The 24,318-nt window shown below is 64.6% G+C and carries 21 protein-coding genes; 13 read left to right on the top strand and 8 right to left on the bottom strand.

Annotated features, from left to right (window positions below; translation table 11 throughout):
- Positions 1 to 344 precede the first annotated feature (344 nt).
- Complete coding sequence (locus NF551_RS09400) at positions 345 to 2,522, top strand: RelA/SpoT family protein (RefSeq protein ID WP_227895754.1); 2,178 nt, start codon at positions 345 to 347, stop codon at positions 2,520 to 2,522.
- On the opposite strand, the gene NF551_RS09395 is transcribed toward NF551_RS09400, so the two are convergent.
- The 3 genes from NF551_RS09395 to NF551_RS09385 all read right to left on the bottom strand — a co-directional run bounded on the left by NF551_RS09395 (position 2,519) and on the right by NF551_RS09385 (position 5,491).
- Positions 2,519 to 3,133 carry a hypothetical protein gene (locus NF551_RS09395; RefSeq protein WP_227895686.1) on the bottom strand — a complete coding sequence of 205 codons (615 nt, stop codon included), beginning with the start codon at positions 3,131 to 3,133 and terminating at the stop codon, positions 2,519 to 2,521. The genes NF551_RS09400 and NF551_RS09395 overlap by 4 nt on opposite strands.
- A gap of 101 nt (positions 3,134 to 3,234) precedes the next feature.
- The gene (locus NF551_RS09390; protein ID WP_227895687.1) at positions 3,235 to 4,665 is read right to left on the bottom strand and encodes a DUF349 domain-containing protein; all 1,431 of its coding nucleotides are present in this window, start codon (positions 4,663 to 4,665) and stop codon (positions 3,235 to 3,237) included.
- Between the two features lie 52 nt (positions 4,666 to 4,717).
- Complete coding sequence (locus NF551_RS09385; protein WP_227895688.1) at positions 4,718 to 5,491, bottom strand: peptidylprolyl isomerase; 774 nt, start codon at positions 5,489 to 5,491, stop codon at positions 4,718 to 4,720.
- Between the two features lie 206 nt (positions 5,492 to 5,697).
- Here NF551_RS09385 and hisS point away from each other — a divergent pair, with 206 nt between their 5' ends.
- From hisS to NF551_RS09370, 3 genes are read left to right on the top strand one after another with little or no spacing between them, the layout of a single operon-like run.
- Positions 5,698 to 7,056, top strand: coding sequence for a histidine--tRNA ligase (gene hisS / locus NF551_RS09380; protein ID WP_227895689.1), 1,359 nt, complete (start codon positions 5,698 to 5,700; stop codon positions 7,054 to 7,056).
- 48 nt (positions 7,057 to 7,104) lie between these two features.
- Complete coding sequence (locus tag NF551_RS09375; RefSeq protein ID WP_227895690.1) at positions 7,105 to 8,109, top strand: TIGR03557 family F420-dependent LLM class oxidoreductase; 1,005 nt, start codon at positions 7,105 to 7,107, stop codon at positions 8,107 to 8,109.
- Positions 8,106 to 9,062, top strand: a complete 957-nt coding sequence (locus NF551_RS09370) for a coenzyme F420-0:L-glutamate ligase (RefSeq protein ID WP_227895691.1) — start codon at positions 8,106 to 8,108, stop codon at positions 9,060 to 9,062. Before NF551_RS09375 ends, NF551_RS09370 begins: the two co-directional genes overlap by 4 nt.
- Here the strand turns inward: NF551_RS09370 and NF551_RS09365 are convergent.
- From NF551_RS09365 to NF551_RS09355, 3 genes are read right to left on the bottom strand one after another with little or no spacing between them, the layout of a single operon-like run.
- Positions 9,049 to 9,834, bottom strand: a complete 786-nt coding sequence (locus tag NF551_RS09365; RefSeq protein ID WP_227895692.1) for an ABC transporter ATP-binding protein — start codon at positions 9,832 to 9,834, stop codon at positions 9,049 to 9,051. The two genes, NF551_RS09370 and NF551_RS09365, sit on opposite strands and share 14 nt — an antisense overlap.
- Complete coding sequence (locus tag NF551_RS09360; protein ID WP_432418574.1) at positions 9,831 to 10,895, bottom strand: putative F420-0 ABC transporter permease subunit; 1,065 nt, start codon at positions 10,893 to 10,895, stop codon at positions 9,831 to 9,833. Before NF551_RS09360 ends, NF551_RS09365 begins: the two co-directional genes overlap by 4 nt.
- Entirely contained in the window at positions 10,882 to 11,913 is a 1,032-nt protein-coding gene (locus NF551_RS09355; RefSeq protein WP_227895693.1) for a putative F420-0 ABC transporter substrate-binding protein, read from the bottom strand. The genes NF551_RS09360 and NF551_RS09355 overlap by 14 nt, the downstream gene beginning before the upstream one ends.
- Positions 11,914 to 12,257: 344 nt before the next feature.
- Here NF551_RS09355 and NF551_RS09350 point away from each other — a divergent pair, with 344 nt between their 5' ends.
- The 7 genes from NF551_RS09350 to NF551_RS09320 all read left to right on the top strand — a co-directional run bounded on the left by NF551_RS09350 (position 12,258) and on the right by NF551_RS09320 (position 19,380).
- A complete protein-coding gene (locus NF551_RS09350; RefSeq protein ID WP_227895694.1) occupies positions 12,258 to 13,106 on the top strand; it encodes a nitrilase-related carbon-nitrogen hydrolase in 849 nt (282 codons plus the stop codon).
- 43 nt (positions 13,107 to 13,149) lie between these two features.
- Entirely contained in the window at positions 13,150 to 14,571 is a 1,422-nt protein-coding gene (gene hydA, locus NF551_RS09345) for a dihydropyrimidinase (protein WP_227895695.1), read from the top strand.
- An 8-nt stretch (positions 14,572 to 14,579) separates the two neighbouring features.
- Positions 14,580 to 15,596 carry a TIGR03842 family LLM class F420-dependent oxidoreductase gene (locus tag NF551_RS09340; protein WP_227895696.1) on the top strand — a complete coding sequence of 339 codons (1,017 nt, stop codon included), beginning with the start codon at positions 14,580 to 14,582 and terminating at the stop codon, positions 15,594 to 15,596.
- Complete coding sequence (locus NF551_RS09335) at positions 15,593 to 16,483, top strand: ABC transporter permease (RefSeq protein ID WP_227895697.1); 891 nt, start codon at positions 15,593 to 15,595, stop codon at positions 16,481 to 16,483. The genes NF551_RS09340 and NF551_RS09335 overlap by 4 nt, the downstream gene beginning before the upstream one ends.
- Positions 16,480 to 17,301, top strand: a complete 822-nt coding sequence (locus NF551_RS09330) for an ABC transporter ATP-binding protein (RefSeq protein ID WP_227895698.1) — start codon at positions 16,480 to 16,482, stop codon at positions 17,299 to 17,301. The genes NF551_RS09335 and NF551_RS09330 overlap by 4 nt, the downstream gene beginning before the upstream one ends.
- Positions 17,298 to 18,152: an ABC transporter permease gene (locus NF551_RS09325; protein WP_227895699.1), complete on the top strand. Its 855-nt coding sequence runs from the start codon at positions 17,298 to 17,300 to the stop codon at positions 18,150 to 18,152. The genes NF551_RS09330 and NF551_RS09325 overlap by 4 nt, the downstream gene beginning before the upstream one ends.
- Before the next feature lie 88 nt (positions 18,153 to 18,240).
- A complete protein-coding gene (locus NF551_RS09320) occupies positions 18,241 to 19,380 on the top strand; it encodes an ABC transporter substrate-binding protein (RefSeq protein WP_227895700.1) in 1,140 nt (379 codons plus the stop codon).
- A 461-nt stretch (positions 19,381 to 19,841) separates the two neighbouring features.
- On the opposite strand, the gene NF551_RS09315 is transcribed toward NF551_RS09320, so the two are convergent.
- Entirely contained in the window at positions 19,842 to 20,702 is an 861-nt protein-coding gene (locus NF551_RS09315; RefSeq protein WP_227895701.1) for an alpha/beta fold hydrolase, read from the bottom strand.
- Positions 20,703 to 20,923: 221 nt separating this feature from the next.
- Between NF551_RS09315 and NF551_RS09310 the strand changes: the two genes are divergently transcribed.
- On the top strand, positions 20,924 to 21,298 hold the full coding sequence (locus tag NF551_RS09310) for a hypothetical protein (RefSeq protein WP_227895702.1): 375 nt from the start codon (positions 20,924 to 20,926) through the stop codon (positions 21,296 to 21,298).
- A 618-nt stretch (positions 21,299 to 21,916) separates the two neighbouring features.
- Here NF551_RS09310 and NF551_RS09305 read toward each other — a convergent pair.
- Positions 21,917 to 22,459 carry a DinB family protein gene (locus NF551_RS09305; protein ID WP_227895703.1) on the bottom strand — a complete coding sequence of 181 codons (543 nt, stop codon included), beginning with the start codon at positions 22,457 to 22,459 and terminating at the stop codon, positions 21,917 to 21,919.
- A 1,490-nt stretch (positions 22,460 to 23,949) separates the two neighbouring features.
- Between NF551_RS09305 and NF551_RS09300 the strand changes: the two genes are divergently transcribed.
- Positions 23,950 to 24,180: a hypothetical protein gene (locus NF551_RS09300; RefSeq protein ID WP_227895704.1), complete on the top strand. Its 231-nt coding sequence runs from the start codon at positions 23,950 to 23,952 to the stop codon at positions 24,178 to 24,180.
- The last annotated feature ends 138 nt before the right edge of the window (positions 24,181 to 24,318 follow it).

Raw genomic sequence — 24,318 nt, 5'->3', positions numbered from 1 at the left:
TCCCCGGGGGAAGAACGGAACCGGCGGTGTAAGCACAGCAGTTTGGAGGCATAGACTGGGCAGATACCGGGAAGAGAGGGCAGCAGTTGGCCGACAGCGCGACGCCTGCCGATGAGGCAGGAAAAAACCGGGGTGCATCCGCAGCCCCGGGCACGGTGAATCCGCCGGAGCCAGAATCCTCGAAGAACGGTTCGTCCGGCCTCCAGCCGGTTTCCGGATCCGCGGAACCGGCATCCAAGGGTGCCCAAAAAACGGCCCCGAAACCCCCGGTGCCCGTCCGCCGTCACGGCACCCGGGCGCGCCTTGCCCGCCTGGCCGGCCGCGGCGGAACTGCCTATTCGCCCATGCTGGAGCCGCTGCTGCGCACTGTCCGGGCCAATAACCCGCGGGAGGACCTGGACCTCATCCAGCGTGCCTACCTGGTGGCGGAACGCAGCCACGAGGGCCAGAAGCGCAAGAGCGGCGATCCATACATCACCCACCCGGTAGCTGTGGCGACGATCCTTGCCGAGCTCGGCATGACGGGCACGACCCTGGCTGCGGCCCTGCTGCATGACACGGTCGAAGACACGTCCTACACCCTGGATGAACTCCGCAGCGACTTCGGTCCCGAAGTCGCCATGCTGGTCGACGGAGTCACCAAGCTGGACAAGGTCACCTTCGGCGACGCAGCCCAGTCCGAGACCGTGCGCAAGATGGTCGTGGCCATGGCCAAGGACATCCGTGTGCTGGTCATCAAACTGGCGGACCGCCTGCATAACGCACGGACCTGGCGCTTTGTCTCGCCCGAATCTTCCGCCCGCAAGGCCCGCGAAACCCTGGAGATCTTCGCTCCGCTTGCCCACCGGCTGGGCATGAACACGATCAAGTGGGAGCTTGAGGACCTTTCGTTTGCCGCCTTGTATCCCAAGGTCTACGAAGAGATTGTCCGGATGGTCGGGGACCGCACTCCGGAGCGCGAGAAATACCTCGCCACCGTCCGCAGCCAGATCGCCGACGACCTGCACAACGTGAAGATCAAGGCCACCATCACGGGCCGCCCCAAGCACTATTACTCGATCTACCAAAAGATGATTGTGCGGGGCAAGGACTTCGACGACATCCATGACCTGATGGGCGTCCGCGTCCTCGTGGATTCCGTCCGTGACTGCTACGCCACCCTCGGCGCGCTGCATGCCCGCTGGAACCCCCTGCCCGGGCGTTTCAAGGACTACATCGCGATGCCGAAGTTCAACATGTACCAGTCGCTGCACACCACGGTGATCGGCCCCGGCGGCAAGCCGGTGGAAATCCAGATCCGCACCCATGACATGCACCGGCGGGCCGAGTACGGTGTTGCCGCGCACTGGAAGTATAAGGACAGCGCCAAGAACGGTGCTCCGGCTCCGGACAACTCAGACATGGGCTGGTTGCGCTCCCTGGTGGACTGGCAGCAGGAAACCTCCGATCCGGATGAATTCCTGGATTCGCTGCGTTTTGAAATCAATGCCCGGGAAGTCTTCGTGTTCACGCCCAAGGGCGAGGTCATGGCACTTCCGGCAGGCTCCACGCCGGTGGACTTCGCCTACGCGGTGCACACGGAGGTGGGCCACCGCACCATCGGTGCCCGGGTCAACGGCAAGCTGGTACCGCTCAACAGCGAGCTCCAGCACGGTGACTGGGTGGAAATCTTCACCTCCAAGGCAGAAGGCGCCGGTCCCAGCCAGGATTGGCAGGGCTTCGTCAAGAGTCCGCGGGCCCGTAACAAGATCCGCCAGTGGTTCACCAAGGAGCGCCGCGAAGAGGCGATCGAGAAGGGCAAGGACCTGCTCACCCGCGGGATGCGGAAGCAGAACCTCCCGCTGCAGCGCCTGATGACGCACGACGCCCTGGTAGCGGTGGCCCAGGAACTCCATCACCAGGACATTTCGGCACTGTACGCCGCTGTCGGAGACGGCCACACCTCAGCGCAGAACGTGATCGAACATCTGGTCGGTCTCATGGGCGGGCACCAGGGAGCCGAAGAGGACCTGGCCGAGACTCCGGTCTCCTCCGCCAACGCCCGGCGGCCCAAATTCTCCGACTCCGGCGTCACCGTCCGCGGAGTGGGCGATGTCTGGGTGAAGCTGGCCCGGTGTTGCACGCCCGTCCCCCCTGATCCGATCGTCGGGTTCGTGACGCGCGGTTCCGGCGTCTCAGTACACCGCAACGACTGCCGTAACGTCCAGGAACTGAGAGACCAGCCGGACCGGATCGTTTCGGTGGACTGGGCACCTACGCAGTCCTCGGTGTTCCTGGTGGAAATCCAGGTTGAAGCACTGGACCGCAAGAGCCTGCTTTCGGACGTCACACGGGTGCTCTCCGAGAACCACGTGAACATCCTGTCCGCGAGCGTCAACACCTCCAGCGACCGGGTGGCTATGTCGAAGTTCGTCTTCGAGATGGGTGATCCGAAGTACCTGACCCATATCCTCAGCGCCGTCCGGCGGATCGACGGTGTTTACGACGTCTACCGCACCACGGGCAGCCAGCGCCGCGTCTAGCCCGGGGGCCCAGCGGCGGCTTCTACGGCTTCGAGGGCCCGCTTGGTCCCCGGCACGCGGCGCATGCTGAGCAGCAGGGACCGGACATAGACCAGCGAAGCGTTCAAGCCGGGCTCACGTGCCATCCGCGCCAGGGCATCGACGGCGTCCGGAAGCGGACAGTGCAGGGCGACGTCGACGGCGGTCCGCAGCGGCTGCGTCACGGCTGCGCCGCCGAGATCCAGACGGTCAGCCGGACCCAGTGCCACCTCGTGCAGGACGGCGCCGCTGAACGGCGGCAGCGCTGTCCCGCGGTGGCGGTTATCAGCCAGCAGGGCCAGCCGCGCGGGCGGGGGAGCGCAGCCGAAGATCCATGCTGCTGTGAGGCGTCCGAACACGTAGCGCCCGCGGACAGGTGCAGGCAGCGCGTGCTGCGCCGCCAGGGCCCTTGCCAGCGGGCCGGGGCGGACGTCCCACCGCACGTACGTGGAGCCGTACACGCGGGTGAGCAGCCCGTCGCGGCACATCCCGTGCAGTTCCGGCCCGGAGAAGAGTTCCCCCGCGTGGAAGAGCGCCCCGCCGGTGGACGTGATCTCTGGGATAGTGCCGGCTAGCGGCCATGGCTGGGACATCCCTCCAGACTGTACCGGCCGTCAGTTAAAGCGAAAGGTCCGGTCCCCGCCTGTGGATAAGCGGGGACCGGACCTTCGTGCCGTGTCAGTACAGGCTGTGCCTAGGAAAAGTCCTGGGCGGAACGGCGCAGAGTCTCAAGCCACTGCTCACGTGCGGCCAGCGCTTCGCGGGCATCAGCGATCTTCTTGGCGTTGCCGTTCTTTTCGGCGGCTGCGAGCTCGTCCTTCAGGGAGGCAATAGCGGCTTCCAGCTGGCTCAGCGCGCTGTTGGTGCGTGCCTTTGTCTCCGGGTTGCTGCGCTGCCAGTGCTCGTCTTCGGCAGCCTTGACGGCTTCCTCAACCTTGCGGATACCGGCTTCCATCCGGCCCATGTCGGCACGGGGAACCTTCCCTGCTTCTTCCCAGCGGTCACGGATCGACTGCAGGGCCTTGCGGGCGGCGTTGAGGTCCGTGACGGGAAGGATCTCCTGCGCTTCCTTCAGCAGTGCCTCCTTGACGACCAGGTTCGCAGCGAATTCCTCGTCGATGACCTCGTTGGCAGCCTGGCGTGCTGCAAAGAACTTGTCCTGCGCGGCACGGAAGCGGGCCCACAGTACGTCGTCGTCCTTGCGGCTGGCACGCTTGGAGGCTTTCCACTCATCCATCAACAGCCGGTACTCGGCGGCGGTGTTGCCCCAGTCCGTCGAGGTGGAGAGGGCTTCGGCGCGGGCGATGAGTGCTTCCTTGGCCTTCTTGGCTTCGGCATTCTCGCTGTCCAGCTGGGAGAAGTACGCGCGGCGGTGCCGGTCGAAGACGGTGCGGGCGGAACGGAACCGCTTCCACAGGGAGTCCTCGTTGCTGCGTCCCAGGCGCGGACCGTTCTTCTGCGCGGCCTTCCACGCTTCGAACAGTTCGTTCATCCGGTTGCTGCTGGTCTTCCACTGGATCGTTGCGGGATCCTTGGCAGCGATCTCTTCGGCCTCGGCCACGATTGCTTCACGGGCTGCAAGCTCGCGGGCGCGGACGGCCTCGGCTTCGGCACGCTCAGCGGCCTCGGCTTCCTTGATGCCGTTCTCCAGGGAAGCGATGCGGGCATCGAGCGCCAGGACGTCGCCGACCATCTTGCGTTCGGCAACCTGCTCGGCGAGGTGTTTGAGGGTCTTGTGCATGTCACCGGCCGGCGCCTTCGCAGCCAGCCGCTGCTCCAGCAGGATGACCTGGCTCATGGCGTCGTCGTACTTGCGTACAAAGTAGGCGAGTGCCTCTTCGCGTGTCGCATCGGGGTACTGCCCAACCGGGAATTCCTCGCCGTTGACGAGCAGGAAAACGTGTCCGTCGTCTTCGATGCGGGCGAACTTGGCGGCTTCATCAAGCGCAGTGGTGTGGGTCGCCGGAGCGGCCACCACCGGTGCCGCTGTTCCGGCGCCCGGGCGGGGCGCTGCCGGTGCCGGTGCCGGGTGCCGTGCCGCAAAAGCGGCAGGACTCGGTGCCGAAGGGCGCTGTTCAACCGGAGCAGCTCCGGTGGTTTCGTCGGATTTCTGACTGTCTGTCACCGCTAAAAGTCTTTCACTCGATGGTGGCCGCTGAGCGAATCCCGCTGAGCCATTACTTCAGGGTAAACGAATCTATCGTCACCGGTGCCAGAGGCGTGCCGTCCTGGGTTTCGCCGGCGACCCCGGATGCGGCGATCGTCTCCAAAACCTCAAGCCCTGACGTTACCTTACCCATTATCGTGTATCCGCCGGTTTCCTGCGTTATGACGGAGTCCTTGTAAGCGATGAAGAACTGCGTGCCGTGGGAGTCGCCGGTGGCACCCCGGGCCACGGCGATGCTTCCTGCCGGGTAGACACCGTCCGCCGGAGTATTCTCCACCGGACCCCACTGGTACCCCGGGTCGGAGGCGCCCGTGCCGTCGGCGGAGCCGCACTGCAGCACTCCCATCGTCTCGGCTGTCACGAGCCGGTGGCAGTCCTTGCCGTTGAAGAACCCCGAGTCGGAGAGGGACTTGAAGACGGCTACGGCCTGAGGCGCCGCGTTGCCGTCGAGTTCAACCTCCACTTCTTCGCCGTTCAGTTCCAGGGTGCCGTCGAATACCTGCCCTGCGGCAAGGGAAGGATCCGGGATAGCGGAGGGCGCAGACGTTGCCGGGGCGGCCTCTGCCTCCCGCTGGAGCAGTTCCAGATCCTCGGCCGTCGGATTCGAGGAGAACCAGAAAACCTGCAATGCGATGGCCAGTGCCAAAACGAGGGCCCCGGCCGTCAGGGCATAGACGTTGTCCATTTTCCGACGCCGGCCCTGGTGCGCCGCCAGGGCACGGCGGGCTTCCATCCGGGCCACGCGACGCCGGGTTTCACGGTCGGTGCGGTTGTTGACCTTCACCGCTGCCTCCTTCGAAGGGACAAGTCCTGGGGGCACCGCCGGGCGGCGCCTTGCTGATGCGCTGCGGCACCCGAGCAGCCGGAGAGGCTAAAATGAGTGCCGCACACAGTTTAGGCACGCCGCAGGTGTGCATTCCCAGTCATCCGGCCGCAGCGCAGCAGTGCGTCCGCCGCCGGAGCCGATCCACTCTCAAGGAGTCAGCCCGCATGGCACGCAAGGCCTCACTGTCCGGTTTCCCCGAATGGCTACCGCAGGAGCGTCTCGTGGAACTCCATGTGCTGGACGTCCTGCGGCGGACCTTCGAGCTCCACGGCTTCGCGAACATCGAAACCCGTGCCGTGGAAACGGTGGGCCAGCTGCTCCGCAAGGGCGAAATCGACAAGGAAGTCTACGCACTCAGCCGGCTGCAGGCCGAAGAGGGCGAGCCCGCCGGTAAGCAGGACCCGAACCAGCTGGCCCTGCACTTTGACCTCACTGTGCCGTTCGCCCGCTATGTGGTGGAGAACGCCGGCCACCTTGCCTTCCCGTTCCGCCGCTACCAGATCCAGAAGGTCTGGCGCGGTGAGCGCCCCCAGGAAGGGCGTGCCCGGGAGTTCACCCAGGCGGACATCGACGTCGTGGGCGACGGCGACCTGCCGTTCCGGTACGACGTCGAGCTGGCACTGGTGATCGCCGAGGCCCTCGGCGCGCTCCCCATCCCGGATTTCCGGATCCGCGTGAACAACCGCAAGCTGGCCGAGGGTTTCTACCGCGGTATCGGTCTTGAGGACACCGCCGGCGTGCTGCGGAGCATCGACAAGCTGGAAAAGGTGGGTCCGGCACGGGTAGCGGAACTGCTGCAGGAAGAACTGGGTGCCACACCCGGGCAGGCTGAACTGGCCCTCAAGCTCGCCTCCATCCGGTCCGAGGACGTCTCCTTCGCGGATGAGGTGCGGGCGCTGGGCGTAACAAACGAACTTTTTGAGACCGGCCTGGATGAACTGGAACAGGTGATCGCCGAGGCATCACGCCGGGCACCGGGCAAGGTCATTGCGGACCTGTCCATTGCCCGCGGCCTGGATTACTACACCGGCACGGTCTACGAGACGGTCCTGGTGGGCCACGAGCAGCTTGGCTCCATCTGCTCCGGCGGCCGCTACGATTCCCTCGCTGCCAAGGGCAGCCGCACGTTCCCCGGCGTCGGACTCTCCATCGGTGTCACCCGCCTGGTGATGCGCATCCTCAGCCAGGACTTCGCGGAAGCCTCCCGTTCAGTGCCCACCGCGGTACTGGTGACGCTGGCCGACGACGATTCGTGGTCGGCAGCCCAGGATGTTGCCGCTGCCCTGCGCGGGCGGGGCATCGCCGTCGAGGTTGCCGCCAAGGCAGAGAAGTTCGGCAAGCAGATCAAGTACGCGGACCGCCGCGGCATCCCGTTCGTCTGGTTCACGGCAGAAGACGGAAGCCATGAGGTCAAGGACATCCGCTCCGGAGACCAGAGCGCCGCCGATCCTGCCGTATGGACACCTCCCGCGGAGGACCTGCTTCCGCAGATCGCTTCGCGGGGTGCAATGTTGCACAGCTGAAACATGCCGGTCACGGATTGAGCTACGGGGCTGGCCTATAGTGGCTGCATGAAAACCCCCTTGCGGATCGGCTATGCGGCCATGCTCGAGCAGTTCCATCCGACCGAGGCCGTGGCACTTTCCGCGTATGCCGAGGAGCGCGGTTTTTCGGGCGTCATGGCCGCAGACCACTTCCAGCCGTGGGTCCCGGCACAAGGACAATCCGCGTTTGTCTGGAACGTGCTGGCAGCCCTGGGGGAACGTACCAAGGGAGATATCGGGCCCGGCGTGACAGCTCCGACCTTCCGCTGGCATCCGGCCATGGTGGCCCAGGCCTCCGCGACCCTGGCGGCCATGTACCCGGGCCGGCACTGGCTGGGCCTCGGCTCCGGCGAAGCGCTGAACGAACACGTCACGGCCCAGTACTGGCCCGAGGCACCCGAACGCATCAACCGGATGTTCGAGGCGATTGAGATCATTTCCAAGCTTTTCGCTGCCTCGCTGGCCGGCAAGGATGTCCGCCACAGCGGAACGTTCTACAAGATGGAATCCACCCGGCTTTGGACCATGCCGGAGGTTGCACCCGAGATCCTGGTCGCCACCGCCGGTCCGGTCACGGCCAAGCGTGCCGGGAAGCACGCCGACGGCCTGATCACGGTGGGAGCACCGCTGGAGAAGATTGAGGGGCTGTTCGCACGCTTCGACGCCGGTGCCCGCGAGGCAGGCAAGGACCCCGAAAACATGCCCAAGGTTCTTCAGCTGCACATGAGCTGGGCGCCCACGTATGAGGAAGCGCTGGCCAACGCCATGACCGAGTGGCCCAACGGCGGCATGAAGTTCCCGAAGGCTGACATCCGCTCGCCCTTCGAGCTGGAGCAGATGGCCCGGCTCGTCCGGCCGGAGGACTTCGAGGGACGCCTGCTGATCTCAGAGGACCCGGACGTCCACCGCGCCTACATCCAGAAGTTCCTTGACCTTGGCTTCGACCGCGTCTACCTGCACAACGTGGGCCGCAACCAGCGTGAATGGATCGACACCTTTTCCCGCGACGTCCTCCCGGAGCTGCACCGATGAACACTGCGCCGTCTTTTCCCAGCGCACCCGCGAAGCCAGAGCAGGCGTCCATCCCCGCCGGCGATTCCTCCCCGGCACGGCGGCTGGTCATCACGCCGGTGCGCGGCATCGGCGAAGTACGGGCCGGAGATGACCTGGTCGAGCTGATTGGCCGGGCCTGCGGCCGGGAGCTGCGGAGCGGGGACATCCTCGCCGTCACTTCCAAGATCGTGTCCAAGGCCGAGGGCCGCACGGTTCCGGCGGACCGGCGCGAAGAAGCCGTTGAGCAGGAAACGGTTCGCGTGGTGGCCAGCCGGGAGACCGGGAACGGCACCACGCGCATCGTGGAGAACCGGCTCGGCATCGTGGCGGCGTCCGCCGGAGTAGACGCCAGCAACACCGCCGAAGGCACGGTGCTGCTGCTTCCGCTGGATCCGGACGCTTCGGCCCGCGCCCTGTGCCGCGGCCTGAAACGGGACTTCGGCGTCGACGTCGGCGTCATCATTACCGACACGCTGGGCCGGCCGTGGCGCCAGGGCCAGACGGACGCCGCGATCGGTGCCGCAGGCATCAGCGTGCTGCTGGACCTGCGCGGGCAGCCGGACGGCTCGGGCCGGCCGATGTCCGCCACGGTGTCCGCGGTGGCAGACGAGATCGCTGCGGCCGCAGACCTGGTCAAGGGCAAGGCAGCTGGCCTTCCCGTGGCGCTGGTCCGCGGACTGGACACGCTGGTCACCGTGGGCGGTATGGACAAGGACCCCGGAGCGCGGGCGCTGCTCCGTCCTGCCGCTGAGGACATGTTCCGGCAGGGCAGCACGGAAGCCTACGAGGACGGCCGGCGGTCCGGCACCAAAACCGGATACAACGCAGGGTACGACGACGGCCATGCGGCTGGATATGAGGACGGCTACGCAGCAGGGTATGCAGCGGCTGCCTCCGAGGCACGCCGCCGGGCACGCATCAGCGCTGACTAAAAGCGATGAACGGACGTCCCGTCTGCGGATGGGGAACCATCGCCGCGTCCACGCCGTAGACGGTCCGGATCAGGTCCGGGGTGAGGACGGCCGCCGTAGCCCCTGCCGCCGCGACCCGGCCGCGGTGCAGCACGATCACGTGGGAGCAGCTGGCTGAGGCATGGTTGATGTCATGCAGCGCCGCGGCGATACCCATGCCGTCCGCGGCAAGTTTCTCCAGCAGGTCCAGTGTTTCCAGCTGCGCCCCGATGTCCAGGTGGTTGGTCGGCTCGTCGAGCAGCAGCAGCGACGGGTCCTGAGCCAGGGCGCGTGCCAGTTGTACCCGCTGGCGTTCCCCGCCGGAGAGGGTCTCATACATCCGGTCTGCCAGCGCCGCGGCTCCCGCCGCCTGCAGGGCCCGGTCTGCGGCGTCGTGGTCCCCTGGCCCGTCGGCGGCGAACAGGCTCCGGTGCGGGGTGCGGCCCAGCAGCACCAGGTCCCGCACCGGCTGGGCGACGTCGGTGGGCAGGGCCTGTTCGACCAGGGCGATGCGCCGGGCCCGGGCGCGCCGGCCGACGCCGGCCAGGGGAACACCGCCGAGCAGTACCGTCCCTGAATCGGGAATCAGGATTCCGGCCAGCAGGTGGAGCAGCGTCGACTTCCCGGCACCGTTGGGTCCCAGGATCCCGGTCAGCGTTCCGGACCGGATGCTGCAGTCCACTCCGTCAATGAGCATCCTGCCGCCGCGGGCCAGCGTCACCCGGCTCGTGTCGAGGCTCTGCGTGCGCTTCATCCAATCCTCCTGCGCCGCAGCAGCAGCATAATGAACACCGGTGCTCCGATCAGCGCCGTGACGATCCCCACCGGAATCTCCCGCGGGTCAAACACGGACCGGGCCGCCGTATCGGCCAGTACCAGGAAGAGCGCGCCGGCGAGGGCGCTGAGGGGGAGCAGCACGCGGTGCCGGGACCCGGTCAGCAGGCGGACGGCGTGCGGCAGCACCAATCCGACGAAGCCGATTGATCCGCTGACCGACACCATGGCACCGGTCAGTACCGCGGTGGCACCCAACAGCACCCACCGCACCGCCGGAACATGGATGCCCAGGGCAGCGGCGGCGGTATCACCGAAAGCGAAGGCGTCGAGGATCCGGCCGCAGAGCATCAGGGGAAGACCGACGACGGCCAGTACCGGCAGTGCAATGGCCACCGTGTTCCATCCGGTTCCGGCGAGCGATCCCATCAGCCAGCCCAGGACCTCGCGGTAGGAATCCCCCTGCGCCGTCCAGAACACCACGAAGGAGGTGGCAGCAGCCGCCAGCGAGGAGACCGCCAGTCCGGCCAGCACGGTCCTGGTGGGTGTGATCGTGCCCAGCGAACCGGCGAGGCCCAGCGTAAGCACCATGGCCAGCATGGCCCCGGCAAAGGCCGCAACCGGAAGAACGACGGCGGCACCCAGGAGCAGCACGGTGACGGCACCGAGGCCGGCACCGGAACTCAGCCCCAGCAGGTAGGGGTCCGCCAGCGGGTTGCGGGTCAGTGCCTGGATCACCGCACCGCTCAGGGCCAGTCCTGCGCCCACCGCCGCCGCCGTGAGGATTCGGGGCAGTCTCAGGTCCCGCACAATGGCTTCCTGCACCGGAGTCAGCGAGCTGCTGCCCGGTGCGGTCAGGGCCAGCCACGCCTCGCGGACGCCCAATCCTGCCGGTCCCACAGTCAGCGCCCAGAGGACTGCTGCCGCCAGCGCCGCAGCAAGTCCGGCGGTCACCAGCCAGATGCGCCGGGAAGCGGGGCGGGGTGCGGGCTCCCGGCGTCCCGGGGCGAGGGTCCGGGGGAGAGTCTCAGTCAAGGTCAGCCAGCTGCTCGGTGAGGGACCGGACCGTCTCCACGTTGCGTACCCCGGCCTCCGACGCCGCGAACGGCACCACCAGGTAGCGTCCTTCCCGGACCGCGGCGAGCTGCGAGATCACCGGATGGGCTTCCAGGACGGATTTCTTCTTGTCGGCGCTGCCCCACGCCGAGTCAACGAGCACAATGACGTCCGGATCCGCTTCGGCAACGGCCTCCCAGGAATAGGGGCTCCATCCGGCATCGATTCCATCGGCAATGTTCTCCAGTCCGGCCGCTTCCATCAGCAGAGCCGGCGCTCCGCTTCCGGCGCCCACAAAGGGAGTGTCGGATCCCGAGCTGTACCAGAGGGCGCTGTAGCCCTTGCCGGAGGGAACAACCGCATCCAGCTCCGTCCGCTGTTCCCGAACCAGTTCGGCAGCAGCTTCCGGCGCCCCAAAAACGTCCCCGGCCTCCTCAATCGAGGCGAAGACATCGTCGAACGTGAGCGGACTGGGCCGGTAGCCGTTCCCCTGGCACGCGGCAGGCGAGACGTAGCTCTGCACCCCCAAGTCCGTCAGCTGGCTGCGTTCCCCCGCCCCGTCGGCGGAGAAGTTGGATTCCCATCCGGCGAAGACCAGGTCAGGAGCCAGCGACAGCACCGCCTCGAGGGACGGAACTTTCCCGGCGAGGACCGGAGGGGCGTCGCCGGCCCAGGCCTGCGGCACCGGACCGTCAGAGAACGCTGTGCCCACGATCCTGTCCCCAAGGCCAAGTGCCAGGAGCAGTTCGGTGGAGGTGGATTTGATCGTGACCACCCTTTCAGGCGGCGCCTGCAGGGAGACAGCGGTTCCGCAGTTGTCCAGCTCCAGCGGGTAGTGCACGCCGGTGTTGGCGGTCTCGAGGGTGCTTCCTTCGGCGGCCCGGGCGGTGTCTGCCGGAACGGAGCAGCCTGCCAGGAGCAGGACGCCGGCCGCTGCAGTGGCGGGGAAGAAAATGCGTCTGGCAGCTCGATCGTGCAGGGCGGAACGGAACAAGGAAGTCATGGGACCTCGCTGGGCTTCTCTGGGCGGGCGGTCCCGCGGGAGCTGCTGCGCACGCGGGAAAGAAAAAGCGGCCAGGGCCCAAATCAAGGCCGGCAGATCCCAGCAGACCAGCCGGGCATCAGATGCCAGCCGCCGGAATGAAAGCGGACCGGCGGCGATTTCTACACTCTTGCAGAACTCGTCCGGTTAGCCAAGGATGTCGGGCACGGAGAACACAGTTGCTCCACAGCTTTAATGCCTCCGAAACGCAGGAGAAATGTTGGAGGCAAATTATGGACAAAGACCTTCACCGGTCTTTTCGAAACAGGCGGCAGCACCATGCCGGCCGGAATAGGGAGTCTGCTTTGACAATCGTTCGAACTGCACTGACCCAGACCACATGGACCGGCGACGAAGAATCAATGGTCGCCAAGCATGAGGAGTTCGTCCGCCGGGCGGCCGCTGAGGGTGCGCAGGTTATTTGTTTCCAGGAACTGTTCCACGGGCCGTACTTCGGAATTGTCCAGGACAGCAAGTACTACGAATATGCACAGGCTGTACCCGGTCCGCTGACCGAGCGCTTCTCGAAGCTCGCGGCTGAACACAACATGGTCATCATCCTCCCGGTCTATGAGGAGGACCAGCCCGGCGTCTACTACAACACCGCGGCAGTCATCGACTCCGACGGAACGTATTTGGGCAAGTACCGCAAGAACCACATTCCCCACGTGGAGAAGTTCTGGGAGAAGTTCTATTTCCGGCCCGGAAACCTCGGCTGGCCCGTTTTCGACACCGCTGTCGGCAAAGTCGGCGTCACTATTTGTTATGACCGTCATTTCCCCGAAGGGTGGCGGGTCCTGGGACTCAACGGCGCCCAGCTCGTCTTCAATCCCAATGCTTCGAAGCCGGGACTTTCGAACCGGCTGTGGGAACTCGAGCAGCCTACTGCAGCGGCAGCCAACGGTTACTTCGTGGTGGTGCCGAACCGGGTGGGCGAAGAGACCAATGAATTCGGTGAAGAAGCCGTGGACTTTTACGGGACCTCCTACATTGCCGATCCGCAGGGCAACTACGTGGGTGAGGTCGGGGCCCGGGACGGCGAGGAACTGATGATCAGGGACCTGGACATGGAGCTGGTCCGCACAGCCCGGAACAACTGGCAGTTCTACCGGGACCGCCGCCCCGACGCCTACGACCCGATCACCGCCCCGTAGCTGCACCCCCGGACTGGCACAGAGAGAGGCAAGGAACAGTTACATGGCAACAATACTGATCTCCGGCGGCACCGTCGTCACCGCGACCGGCCGCAGCGCTGCGGATGTCCTGGTGGACGGAGAGGAAATCGCCGCGGTGCTGGCACCGGGCTCCACCCTGCTGGGCCACGACCTCGCCGGGTCGGTGGATACGGTCCTGGACGCCACCGGCAAGTACGTGATTCCCGGCGGCATCGACGCCCACACCCACATGCAGATGCCCTTCGGCGGCACCGAAGCCTCCGACACTTTCGAGACCGGCACCCGGGCGGCTGCCTGGGGCGGCACCACCACCATCGTGGACTTCGCGATCCAGCGCTACGGCGAGCGGGTCATGGACGGCCTCGCGGCGTGGCACGAAAAGGCCGCCGGAGAATGCGCCATCGACTACGGATTCCACCAGATCATCGGCGACGTCAATGACGACTCGCTCAAGGCCATGGAAGCCCTGCCGGACGAGGGCGTCTCCAGCTACAAGCTGTTCATGGCCTACCCGGGTGTCTTCTACAGCGATGACGCGCAGATCTACAAGGCAATGCGCGTGGGAGCCGAGACCGGGCTGATGACCATGATGCACGCCGAGAACGGCCCGGCGATCGACGCCATGGTCGCGGAGCTTCTGGCCCAGGGCAAAACCGATCCCTACTACCACGGCGTCGCGCGTGCCTGGCAGATGGAGGAGGAAGCCACCCACCGGGCGATTATGCTCGCCAACCTCACCGGGGCGCCGCTCTACGTGGTCCACGTTTCGGCGAAGCAGGCCGTGGAGCAGCTGGCCGCGGCCCGGGACAACGGGCAGAACGTCTTTGGGGAGACCTGCCCGCAGTACCTTTACCTCTCCCTGGAGGACCAGCTCGGTGCGGACGGGTTTGAAGGTGCCAAGTGGGTCTGTTCCACGCCGCTGCGGTCCAAGCACGAACACCACCAGGACCACATGTGGCAGTCGCTGCGCACCAATGACATCCAGATGGTCGCCACCGACCACTGCCCGTTCTGCATGAAGGGCCAGAAGGACATGGGCGTGGGGGACTTCTCCAAGATTCCCAACGGGATCGGCTCGGTGGAGCACCGGATGGACCTGATGTACCAGGGTGTCGTGGACGGAAAGATCAGCCTCGAACGCTGGGTCGAAATCACCAGCACGACGCCGGCACGCATGTTTGGCATGTACGGCACCAAGGGCGTGATCGCCCCGGGCGCCGACGCCGACGTCGTTATTTACGATCCGAACGGACATACCTCGATCGGGCTGGAAAAGACCCACCACATGAACATGGACTACTCGGCCTGGGAGGGCTACGAGATCGAGGGCCATGTGGACACGGTGATGTCCCGCGGCAGGGTGGTCATCAACAACAACGAGTACCTGGGCAGCAAGGGACATGGGCAGTACGTCCGCCGCGCAACCAGCCAGTACCTGGTCTAGGGGGAAACATGGAATTCGGAGCGGTACTGCAGTGCAATCCTCCCGCCCAGCGGACGGTGGCACTGGCCAAGAAAGCCGAGGAACACGGGTTCGACTACGTCTGGACCTTCGATTCGCACCTGCTCTGGCAGGAGCCCTACGTGATCTACAGCCAGATCCTGGCTGAGACCCGGTCGATCAAGGTCGGCCCGATGGTCACTAACCCTGCGACCCGGGACTGGACCGTGACGGCGTCAACGTACGCCACGCTCAACCAGATGTACGGGAACCGGACCGTGTGCGGGATCGGCCGCGGAGACTCGGCGGTGCGGGTGACCAACGGCGCGCCGACCACGCTGAAGACCCTCCGCGAGTCGATCCACGTGATCCGGGAGCTGGCCAACTCCCGCCCGGTTGAATACAACGGGGCAACCCTGCAGTTCCCCTGGAGCAAAGGATCCGAGCTGGAAGTCTGGGTGGCGGCGTACGGTCCGCTGGCACTGAAGCTCACCGGAGAGGTGGGGGACGGGTTCATCCTCCAGCTGGCCGACGTCGATGTTGCAGAGTGGATGATCCGCACCGTCCGGCAGGCAGCCGCCGACGCCGGCCGGGATCCGGACAGCATTTCCTTCTGCGTGGCGGCACCCATGTACATCGGCACCGACCGGGAGCATATGCGGAACCAGTGCCGCTGGTTCGGCGGCATGGTGGGCAACCACGTGGCGGACATCGTGTCCAAGTACGGTTCGGATTCCTCCGTTCCGCAGGCCCTGACCGACTACATTGCCGGGCGTCAGGGCTACGACTACAACGAGCACGGACGGGCCGGGAACACCCATGCGGACTTCGTGCCGGATGAAATCGTGGACAGGTTTTGCATCCTGGGCACTGCCGAGGAGCACATGGAGAAACTCGAAAAGCTTAAGGCCCTGGGCGTCACGCAGTTCGCCGGTTACCTCCAGCATGACAACAAGGAAGAAACCCTGCGCGTCTACGGGGAGACGGTGATTCCTGCCCTGCGGGACCACGTGGCTGCGAAGGCATGAAAACGGAAGTACGACGGCGGTGGCGCCCGTCCGTAATCGCGTGGGGGCTGGGAGGGGTGCTGCTGCCGGTCCTTCTCTGGGAGCTGTACAAGGCACTTGGTCCGGCAGAAGGGGTAAGCATCGGAGGCACACCGGTGCTGCCCCGGACTACGGACCTGGCCATGCCGCACGTCTGGACCATGCTCACCCGGCTCTTCGCTCCGGAATCCTCAGCCGCCTCCGCGGACGCTATGTGGGTATCCGTGCTTCAGGCAGCGGGATTCACCCTCGGGATTGCCGGTGTGGGGTGGCTGCTGGGCGTGGTCGTGGGGCTGGGGCTGGCGATGCTGATGCAGCGGTTCCGCAGTGCGAACTCGGCCATGCTGCCCTGGATCATCCTGAGCCAGACAGTGCCGCTGATTGCCATTGCACCGCTGGTACGGCGCTGGGGATCCCAGCTCGAGTTTGGCCCCTTCACCTGGGAAAACTGGATGTCCGTTGCCGTGATCGCCTCCTATCTGGCGTTCTTCCCGGTGGCGGTGGGGGCGCTGCGCGGCTTCAGCGCGCCGCAGAAAGCTCACGTGGACCTGATGCACACCTACGCCCTGGGCTGGTGGCAGACGTTCCTGCGCCTAAGGCTGCCGGCCAGCGTTCCCTATCTGCTGCCTGCCCTGCGCCTTGCCGCTGCCAACGCCGTCGTGGGAACCGTCGTAGCGGAGGTGTCCATCGGCCTGCGCGGCGGGATTGGCCGCATGATCGTTGAATTCGCCGCAGCTGCCGGCGGAGACCCCGGCAAACCCTGGGCGCCGATTTTTGGGGCCGTGGCGCTGGGCCTGGCCGCGGTTGGATTCGTTGCTTTGATCGGCGTTTCGCTGCGCCGTTACCGCAGAGGAGAACAGGCAGTATGAGCGCCAGTACAGAACAGCCCGCCGCAGTCGAAACAGCGGGCGTGACACGGGTCTTTGGATCGGGCCGAGGCGAAGTCCACGCACTCCGGGATGTCAGCCTCACGGTCGCCGAGGGGGAGTTCGTCTCCCTGATCGGGCCGTCCGGCTGCGGCAAGAGCACGCTGATGCGGCTGATCGCTGACCTGGACACACCCAGCTCCGGGGCGATCACGGTTTTTGGAAAGTCAGCCCGGCAGGCACGGCTGGACCAGGATTACGGCATCGCCTTCCAGCAGGCGGGCCTGCTCCCGTGGCGGACCGTCCGGGGGAACATCGAATTGCCGCTGCAGACCCACGGAGCTTCCCCGGCCCGGCGGCGGGAGCGGACCGATGAGCTGCTGCAGATGGTCGGGCTCTCCGATTTCGGAGAACACTATCCGGACCAGCTCTCCGGAGGCATGCAGCAGCGCGTCGCGATTGCCCGTTCCCTGGCGGAGTCTCCCAAACTCCTGCTGATGGACGAGCCGTTCGGTGCGCTGGATGAGATGACGCGGGAACGGATGCAGAACGAGCTGGTGCGCATCTGCGCGGAGACGGGCTGCGCCGTTGTGTTTGTCACCCATTCCATTCCCGAGGCTGTGTTCCTCTCCGACCGGGTGGTGGTCATGTCCCCGCGGCCCGGCGAGATCCGGGACATCGTGGACATCACGCTTGGGACCGCCGCCGCCCGGGGAGCGGCCCTGCGTGAGGAAGCCGTGTTCTACGACGCCATCCGCGCGGTCCGCGAGGCACTTCACGGAGCGGAACCTGCTGTGGTCCGGGGAGCTGAGACACGGTGAGTGGAATCGTCAAGGATCCGCCGACGGCGCCGGAAACACGCCCTGCGCCGCGCCCGCGGGGTGCGGCGGGGGTCGATCCCGGACAGCTGTCCGGGCTGGGGCGGAACCTCGCTGGTCCGCTGCTGCTGGGGGCAGCGGCACTGCTCCTGTGGCAGGGGGCCGTGTGGCTGCTGGAGATCGAGCCTTTCATTGTTCCCGGGCCGCTGGCCATCGCGGAGGCTGTCATCGCCAACGCAGGGAATGTGGCGGCGGCAGCCGCCGTAACGGGAGCCAACGCAGCCGTAGGACTGGTGGCCGGAGCCCTGCTGGGCGTGGCAGCCGCAGTGGCTGCGGCAGCGGGACCGGTCCTGGACCGTCTGGCCGCACCGCTCGTCGTTGCGCTCTCGGTGATCCCGATCGTGGCGCTGGCACCGGTGCTCTACACGATGTACGGAGCGGACCAGCAGGCTACGCGGCAAATTGTGGCCGGCATTGCGGTCTTCATCCCGGTGTACGTGAACTCGCTCCGCGGCTTCCGGCAGGTGGCTCCGGTGCACCGGGACCTCATGCGTTCCTACGCCGCCGGGACCTGGCAGATCACCCGTTCCGTCACGCTGCCCAGCGCTGTGCCCTTTATGTTCACCGGGCTGCGGATCGCGTCGTCGCTGGCCGTGGTTTCCGCGTTGATCGCGGAGTACTTCGGCGGACCTGTCGGCGGGCTGGGCAAGTCTGTGACCTCAGCAGCATCGAGCAGCAACTACACACTGGCCTGGGCCTACGTCGTGGGTGCAGTCCTGCTGGGACTGGTGTTCTACGCCGTCACCGCGGGGCTGGAAATGTACTTTTCCCGCCATTCCGGCGGTGCCCCCTGAGGCTCCGCAGGATGGTCCACCGCACCACACTTTCTGCACCACCACACCTTCACCACCGCACCACACCGTCCGCAACGAGGGGAAGAACATGAATACACGCAGGAAACCGCTGACCGTCCTGGCCGCCGGGCTGGCTGCCTCCGCACTGGCACTGGCCGGGTGCGGCGGCGGCTCCGGAGACGGGGGAGAAGCAGCCGATGAGCTGACCCCGGTCAAGCTGCAGCTCCAGTGGTTCGCCCAGGCCCAGTTTGCCGGTTACTACGCAGCCCTGGACCAGGGCTTCTTCGAGGACGAGGGCCTCGACGTCGAAATCCTGGAAGGAGGCGCAGACATTGTCCCGCAGGACGTCCTGGCCTCCGGCGACGCCGACTACGCCATCTCCTGGGTGCCGAAGGTGCTCGGTTCCATTGAGCAGGGAGCCGAGATCACCAACGTCGCCCAGATCTTCGAGCGCAGTGCCACCCTCCAGGTCGCGATGGCCGATTCGGGGATCGACGGGCCGGAAGACCTGGCCGGCAAGAAGGTCGGCTCCTGGGGCTATGGCAACGAATGGGAACTGTTCGCCGGGATGCAGCAGGCCGGCGTCGAAATCGATGACATCGAGCTGATCCAGCAGGCCTTCGACATGAACGGCTTCCTCGCCGGGGACATCGACGCCGCGCAGGCCATGACCTACAACGAGTACGCACAGGTGCTCGAAACGGAGAATCCAGAAACCGGCGAGCTTTTCCAGCCGGAAGACCTCACCGTCATCGACTGGAACGAAGTTGGCACGGCGATGCTCCAGGACGCCATCTGGGCTGACACCCAGCGGCTGGAGGACGAGGAATACCAGGAGACGACCGTCGCCTTCATCAAGGCAGCCATCAAGGGCTGGGCCTATGCGAAGGACAACCCTGAGGAAGCAGCGGAAATCGTCACCGGGGCCGGGTCCACGCTGGGCCAGAGCCACCAGCTGTGGATGACCAACGAAACGTCCAAGCTGATCTGGCCCTCAACCAACGGCGTCGGCCTGATCGACGAAGCAGCGTGGGACAAGACGGTCGAAATTGCCATGGGCACCAAGAACGAGACCGGAGCAACCATCATCACCTCCGAACCGCCGGCCACGGCCTGGACCAACGAATACGTGGAGAAGGCCCTGGCCGAGCTTGAAGAAGAAGGCGTGGATACCAAGGGCGCCGACTATGAGCCCATCGAGGTTGAACTCCAGCCCGGGGGCAACTAACCGGTTTGAACCCGGACTGGCCTGGCCGGCGCACCGCTAATCAGGCTTATCTGTGGATCCGCCCGCTGGGCGGACCAGACCCCAGACGACGGCGGTGCGCCGGCCAGGCTTTTTGTTGCAATGCCGCCGGTCAGCCCGGGGTGTCCACCGGCTAAAAGCTGTAGCGTTTGGGCTACCCTCACCGCGAATTAATGCGGGCGGGGTATATGCGAATCGGAGTTCCTAGGCCTGATGGGGCGGCGGGGCGGAGGACTCCGGGGAGTGCCGCTGCGGTGAGGGACCCCCCCCACTAGGACGCCTCTGGATGGCCTGAGGTGGGAGACAGAATCTCTGAGCCCCAGTCTTATTCATGGTCTCGGCCTGGGTTTTGCAACGATGGGCTGAACTCACCGTCGACTCACCAGATGCCCAGCGGCGGTACTCGGAACTCTTTGATCCCCGGGGTGGAAAACTGCGCAGAGTCAGAAGAAGTTGATGAGTGTCATTGCAAGTTCGTCGGGGGCTTCTTCTGCCATGTGGTGGCCGGACTCGACGCCGTGCCCACGAAGGTCGGACGCCCAGTCCTTCCATATGTCGAGCGGATTACCGTACAGCAGTTCCAAGTCATCCCGCAGGGACCAAAGCACCAGCAACGGCATCTGCAGAATCTTGCCAGCCGCGAGATCCGCTTCCTCGTGTTCCCGGTCGATCGTTAGGCCGGCACGGTAATCCTCCAGCATTGCCCGGATTGTCGCCGGATTTCGGACTGCCTGACGCCACTCGTCGTAGTTCTCCTGCCCCATGATCACGGGATCACCCTGGTACCAGCTGTCGGGGTCGGCGGTTATGACCCGTTCAGGAATCTCCGGCTGGGCGTAGAAGAACCAGTGCCACCACCTTGTTGCGAAGTTCGCGTTGGCGCGTGAGAGATGTTCGCTGATGGGGATACAGTCCAGCAGTGCGAGCTTTGACACCGCTGACGGGTAGTCAAGGGCAAGACGGAGTGCGGAGTAGCTGCCCCGGTCATGGCCGGCTAGAGCAAACTGTTCGTGGCCCAGCTGGTTCATGAGGTGAAGCATGTCCCGCGCGGTGGCACGTTTGGAATGTGCTGAATGATCACGAGTGGGCTCCGGTTTGCTGGACCGCCCGTATCCGCGTAGGTCAGGGCAAACAACTTGGAACCCGGCCTCGACCAGCCTAGGTGCTACTCGGTGCCACGTCGCCGAAGTTCTCGGGTGGCCATGAAGCAGCAAAACAGGTGGCCCTTCCCCTCCAACTCGAACGAAGAGCTGAGACTCTCGATCTCGGACATCAACTGTCAATTCGACGAATTGTTCAAACATGCCTTCATCCTGCCTCACCAACAAGTTCCGCCAGCGGATCGCCTAATAGGACCCCTCAAGTGCTTACCTTCGGCGTGAGTCCTGCACCGTCCGCTAGGCTGGGGCCGTTGCACCGAGGGGGTGCAGCAGCGGGCCAGGGGACCACCATTAACAGAAAAGCGTCAGTAGGAATGATCGTTGGACTATCGATCTTGGGTGGCTTTGCCCTCGGGATAGCCACAATGCCTGCGTCGGAGCTCGATGAACCCGCTGCACAGCCCCGCCTGGGCACGGCGGCTGCCGAACTGGCTGCCCTATCGGGGTCGGCAATGGAGCCTTCTGGACTGACGGATGATCCTACGACAGCGGTCTACGAACCGTTCATCGCTTGTTCTGCTGATTATCCCAACGGTCCCGGCGCGGCCCTGGACCGGAGCAACCTGATCGGGCCGGAGAACAGCGTGATGGCTTCACCCGAGCAGCTGAGAGCTATGGGCCTACCCGAATCAGAAGTCACCGCCCAAGCACACACATGGCAAGAGTTGAACCCTGAAGTGCGCGCAGAGCAGTTGTGCCGTGCCACTTACGAGAACGCAGCTGTGGATGCGCTGCGTTGAGTACCCAGCGCAGCGCGACGGGTTTCAAGCGGCAGGGCAGGTCAACCAGGCCTGATCTCCTCGTGTCAGTTGTGGTAGTCGTAACGCTTCTGCCCATCCTGCTTTCGGTCGTCATGTTCGCAGTAACTCTTGTTTCCTTTGTCCAGCGAACGGGTGCAGTGTGGACCCAGGTAGCGATGTACCTGCCATTTGTCGCATTGGCATTTGCGGCTCTTCTGACCTGGAGGGCCATGAGACGCGCGGAGACAAACTGGAAGGCATGGGCGATGTGCCTTTTTACGGTGACGCTGCTCATCATCGCAGCCTTCCCGCCCGTCTATAGCTTGAGTAAGGCAATGGCCGAGGAGCTATGCGAAAGCGCGCCGGGTGGCCGGGGATACGCAGGGGCATCACTTGAAGCTCCGGGCATTTGCGACTGGGCCAGGGACTAATCGCAACTACAGTAATCACTCTTGGCTATAGGGCGAGGTTGAGGCGAGGCTAACTGCAAAGCGATATCGCTCGCCAGGTCGGCTCACCTGCGTCGCGCTAAGGGATCCCTCAGGGGGCGCATGACGCGCTTTTCAAATGCTGAGGTTGGCCACCGGCGACCTGGTCCTCGGTAGATCTGGCAGCACACTAGAGGACTTTGCGCAGTCCTTCCGACGCATCCTGAAGATGATGCTCGACCTCGTGGAGGACAAAGCATGAAAAGGACTGCACTGTGAATTCTTTGCCATCCCCACGGAGCCCTGCGCGTTCCCAGGAACTGGAGGGAACCTGGTCAAATACACGAGCAGCAAGTTCCAAGTGGCTTTCTAGATCTGCAGAGAGGGCGAGTCTGTCCGAGTTCAGATAGTCGTTGATTTCGGCTTGTTCGTCTTGATCCCAGTTTGAAAAAGTCGGCACGCTTTCTGCCAGCATGAGCCTGACTCGCTCACATGCCAGCCGGCACATGTCACGGACATGGGCTGCGTATTCGAGAGGCGACCATACATGGGCTACGGGTCGCTGGGAAGCTTGAGGATGGCTGAGTAATTCTCTCCAAGCGGTCGCGGTATGGCGAAGGCGGCTCCCGGTCTCCTGACCGAAGTGGGGCGAATATCCGCATTCAGAACAGCCTTCATCGGCCACGAATGACCAGTCCTTTGTCTCCTTGGGAATTGCATTCAGATTGGTCATGCGCCGATCCTATCGCTGGCTCGTGGGATCGGATGTATTAGTTCCCTCGACTGAGTTGTACTTGTTTAGCAACACTCAGAGGGCGATGCCATTGCCCCATGCCCACAGGCGAAGCGGACCAAGTTCCGCTGGGCATATTCCGGCTCGCCCGTGCCCATGAGCTGTTGCGGTGAAGGATCGGCTAATGGGACGCCTCTAGTCCTTACCTTCTTTCCCACTGTGCGTCGCGCTGATGGACCGGCTTACGGGACAGGGTGCGCGCCGCGGCGCTCACGGTTCAGCTTCTTGAATCGCTGCGTGCTCGGTGAATGAGGGCGGATCGACGGCCGGAGTAGGGGACTACGCTTCACTCAGCCGAGTTCTGCGCCGATCTCGATCGCGAGTAGCAGGGTAGCGGCAAAGAACGGAGCGGTGCCGAGCGTGAACCCAATCCAGGACCATTGCCTGTGCTGACGTTGGCCTTTCATTCGCTGGATCAGTGCTGATCCAGCGACGAGAAGTGTTACCGGTATGTACAAGAAATGCGCCCAATTCCCGACGTGGAGTCGCTGTGCAAGCGAAGGTGGGGTCGGCGAATCATGCAGGCTTGAGGCACCTATGGTGAGCACGGTCAGGATCCATATGCTGACCATGCTAAGCAGCATCAAGACGACGAGGGACCATGCGGGGACGGCGGGACGCCTGTTTGGGAAGTAGGAGGTGGCCAGGATCCCGAGTAGTCCGAAACCTGCCATCGCAACGGCACCCCATAAAGCTGCGTCACCCAGTGCCGCAGCAAGTCCTTGGGAGCGGGTCTGAATGGCATCTGTGGATAGGTAGGCAAAATGATGCAGGAGGAGCACGTAAGCGGGAATTAGGGCCAAACCAATTAGCGTTCGCGTCCAACTGGTTGACCACCAGGGCGTGCTGCTCCGGGAAAGATCGGTTGTGGTTGGTTGCACCGTCGGAAACCTAACTCTTCTTCTGGAAATCCGCATTATCGTCGCGATAGGCTCTGTGCCACCCTAAACGAACCGTTGGTGGATCCGAACAAGCTCCATCCAAAGGCCCCTCGAATCCAGGTACCGATTAGCATTCGTAAGAATTCACCCTTGATGGAGAAATCCATGTCGTCCAATCCGTCAGGTTACGGACGAGTCCGCTCGTTCATTACCATTCTGTTGGATGCGGCAAGCGTCGCGGTCAGGGATCGGCTAATGGGACGTCTCAAGTGCTGACCTGCCTTCCGCTGTGCGTCGCGCTGAAGGACCCTCAAGCGGGACGGTTTCCCGGGTGATGAGCAGCGCGTGTTCCTTCGCCGGCTGGCAGCACCTAGGGGACCGGCATCCTCGGCGTATATAGCAGTGATCTAGAACCATTACTTTCGAGTGATCGCGGATGCACGCACGGCTGCGTGGGCTCTGATCCAATGCAGAGTTTCTTCGCCGGTGGGCATAACGTAGTGTGCGAGACAGCAATATCAAAGCTGCCGGCCTGGTCAGGAGGAAATCGTGATCAAGCGGGGAAAACGTCGTTTCAAGTGGCTATATGCTGCCATTGCGGCGTCGATTGCAGGCGTGGTGGCGATGTTCTGGCGGGCGGGAACCTGTACTGACTTTGTTGCCGTGGCCGGTGAATGCAGTCCTGGGCCGTCGCCATCCACCATCATCGTCGCGGTACTCCTTTGGGTCCTGGCGGTGTGGCTTCTCTACGTATGGTGGAGCGCCGATCGGCGCGCATGAGGCCGGCCCATGGAGCACGGCCCTCCGTGCCGGTTCCATGCATGCTGGAACCCAAACGACTGTGCTCCTAAACGCCTAGTCTTCGAATGAGCGCTAGAGGATCCCTCTGCGCGTCAACGGGGGCCGCAAAATGGGTGG

Source organism: Arthrobacter caoxuetaonis (genome assembly GCF_023921125.1).
In the GTDB taxonomy this organism is placed as follows: domain Bacteria; phylum Actinomycetota; class Actinomycetes; order Actinomycetales; family Micrococcaceae; genus Arthrobacter_B; species Arthrobacter_B caoxuetaonis.
This window is presented reverse-complemented; position numbering and strand designations above follow the sequence as displayed.

What these genes read in the sequence shown, in the direction of transcription:
- NF551_RS09395 (WP_227895686.1), bottom strand. Translation starts at nt 3,133, where the DNA reads ATGTCCCAGCCATGGCCGCTAGCCGGCACTATCCCAGAGATCACGTCC.
- NF551_RS09400 (WP_227895754.1), top strand. Translation starts at nt 345, where the DNA reads ATGCTGGAGCCGCTGCTGCGCACTGTCCGGGCCAATAACCCGCGGGAG.
- NF551_RS09340 (WP_227895696.1), top strand. Translation starts at nt 14,580, where the DNA reads ATGGAATTCGGAGCGGTACTGCAGTGCAATCCTCCCGCCCAGCGGACG.
- NF551_RS09375 (WP_227895690.1), top strand. Translation starts at nt 7,105, where the DNA reads ATGAAAACCCCCTTGCGGATCGGCTATGCGGCCATGCTCGAGCAGTTC.
- NF551_RS09330 (WP_227895698.1), top strand. Translation starts at nt 16,480, where the DNA reads ATGAGCGCCAGTACAGAACAGCCCGCCGCAGTCGAAACAGCGGGCGTG.
- NF551_RS09335 (WP_227895697.1), top strand. Translation starts at nt 15,593, where the DNA reads ATGAAAACGGAAGTACGACGGCGGTGGCGCCCGTCCGTAATCGCGTGG.
- NF551_RS09370 (WP_227895691.1), top strand. Translation starts at nt 8,106, where the DNA reads ATGAACACTGCGCCGTCTTTTCCCAGCGCACCCGCGAAGCCAGAGCAG.
- NF551_RS09365 (WP_227895692.1), bottom strand. Translation starts at nt 9,834, where the DNA reads ATGAAGCGCACGCAGAGCCTCGACACGAGCCGGGTGACGCTGGCCCGC.
- hisS (WP_227895689.1), top strand. Translation starts at nt 5,698, where the DNA reads ATGGCACGCAAGGCCTCACTGTCCGGTTTCCCCGAATGGCTACCGCAG.
- hydA (WP_227895695.1), top strand. Translation starts at nt 13,150, where the DNA reads ATGGCAACAATACTGATCTCCGGCGGCACCGTCGTCACCGCGACCGGC.
- NF551_RS09320 (WP_227895700.1), top strand. Translation starts at nt 18,241, where the DNA reads ATGAATACACGCAGGAAACCGCTGACCGTCCTGGCCGCCGGGCTGGCT.
- NF551_RS09315 (WP_227895701.1), bottom strand. Translation starts at nt 20,702, where the DNA reads ATGTTTGAACAATTCGTCGAATTGACAGTTGATGTCCGAGATCGAGAG.
- NF551_RS09355 (WP_227895693.1), bottom strand. Translation starts at nt 11,913, where the DNA reads ATGACTTCCTTGTTCCGTTCCGCCCTGCACGATCGAGCTGCCAGACGC.
- NF551_RS09310 (WP_227895702.1), top strand. Translation starts at nt 20,924, where the DNA reads ATGCCTGCGTCGGAGCTCGATGAACCCGCTGCACAGCCCCGCCTGGGC.
- NF551_RS09305 (WP_227895703.1), bottom strand. Translation starts at nt 22,459, where the DNA reads ATGACCAATCTGAATGCAATTCCCAAGGAGACAAAGGACTGGTCATTC.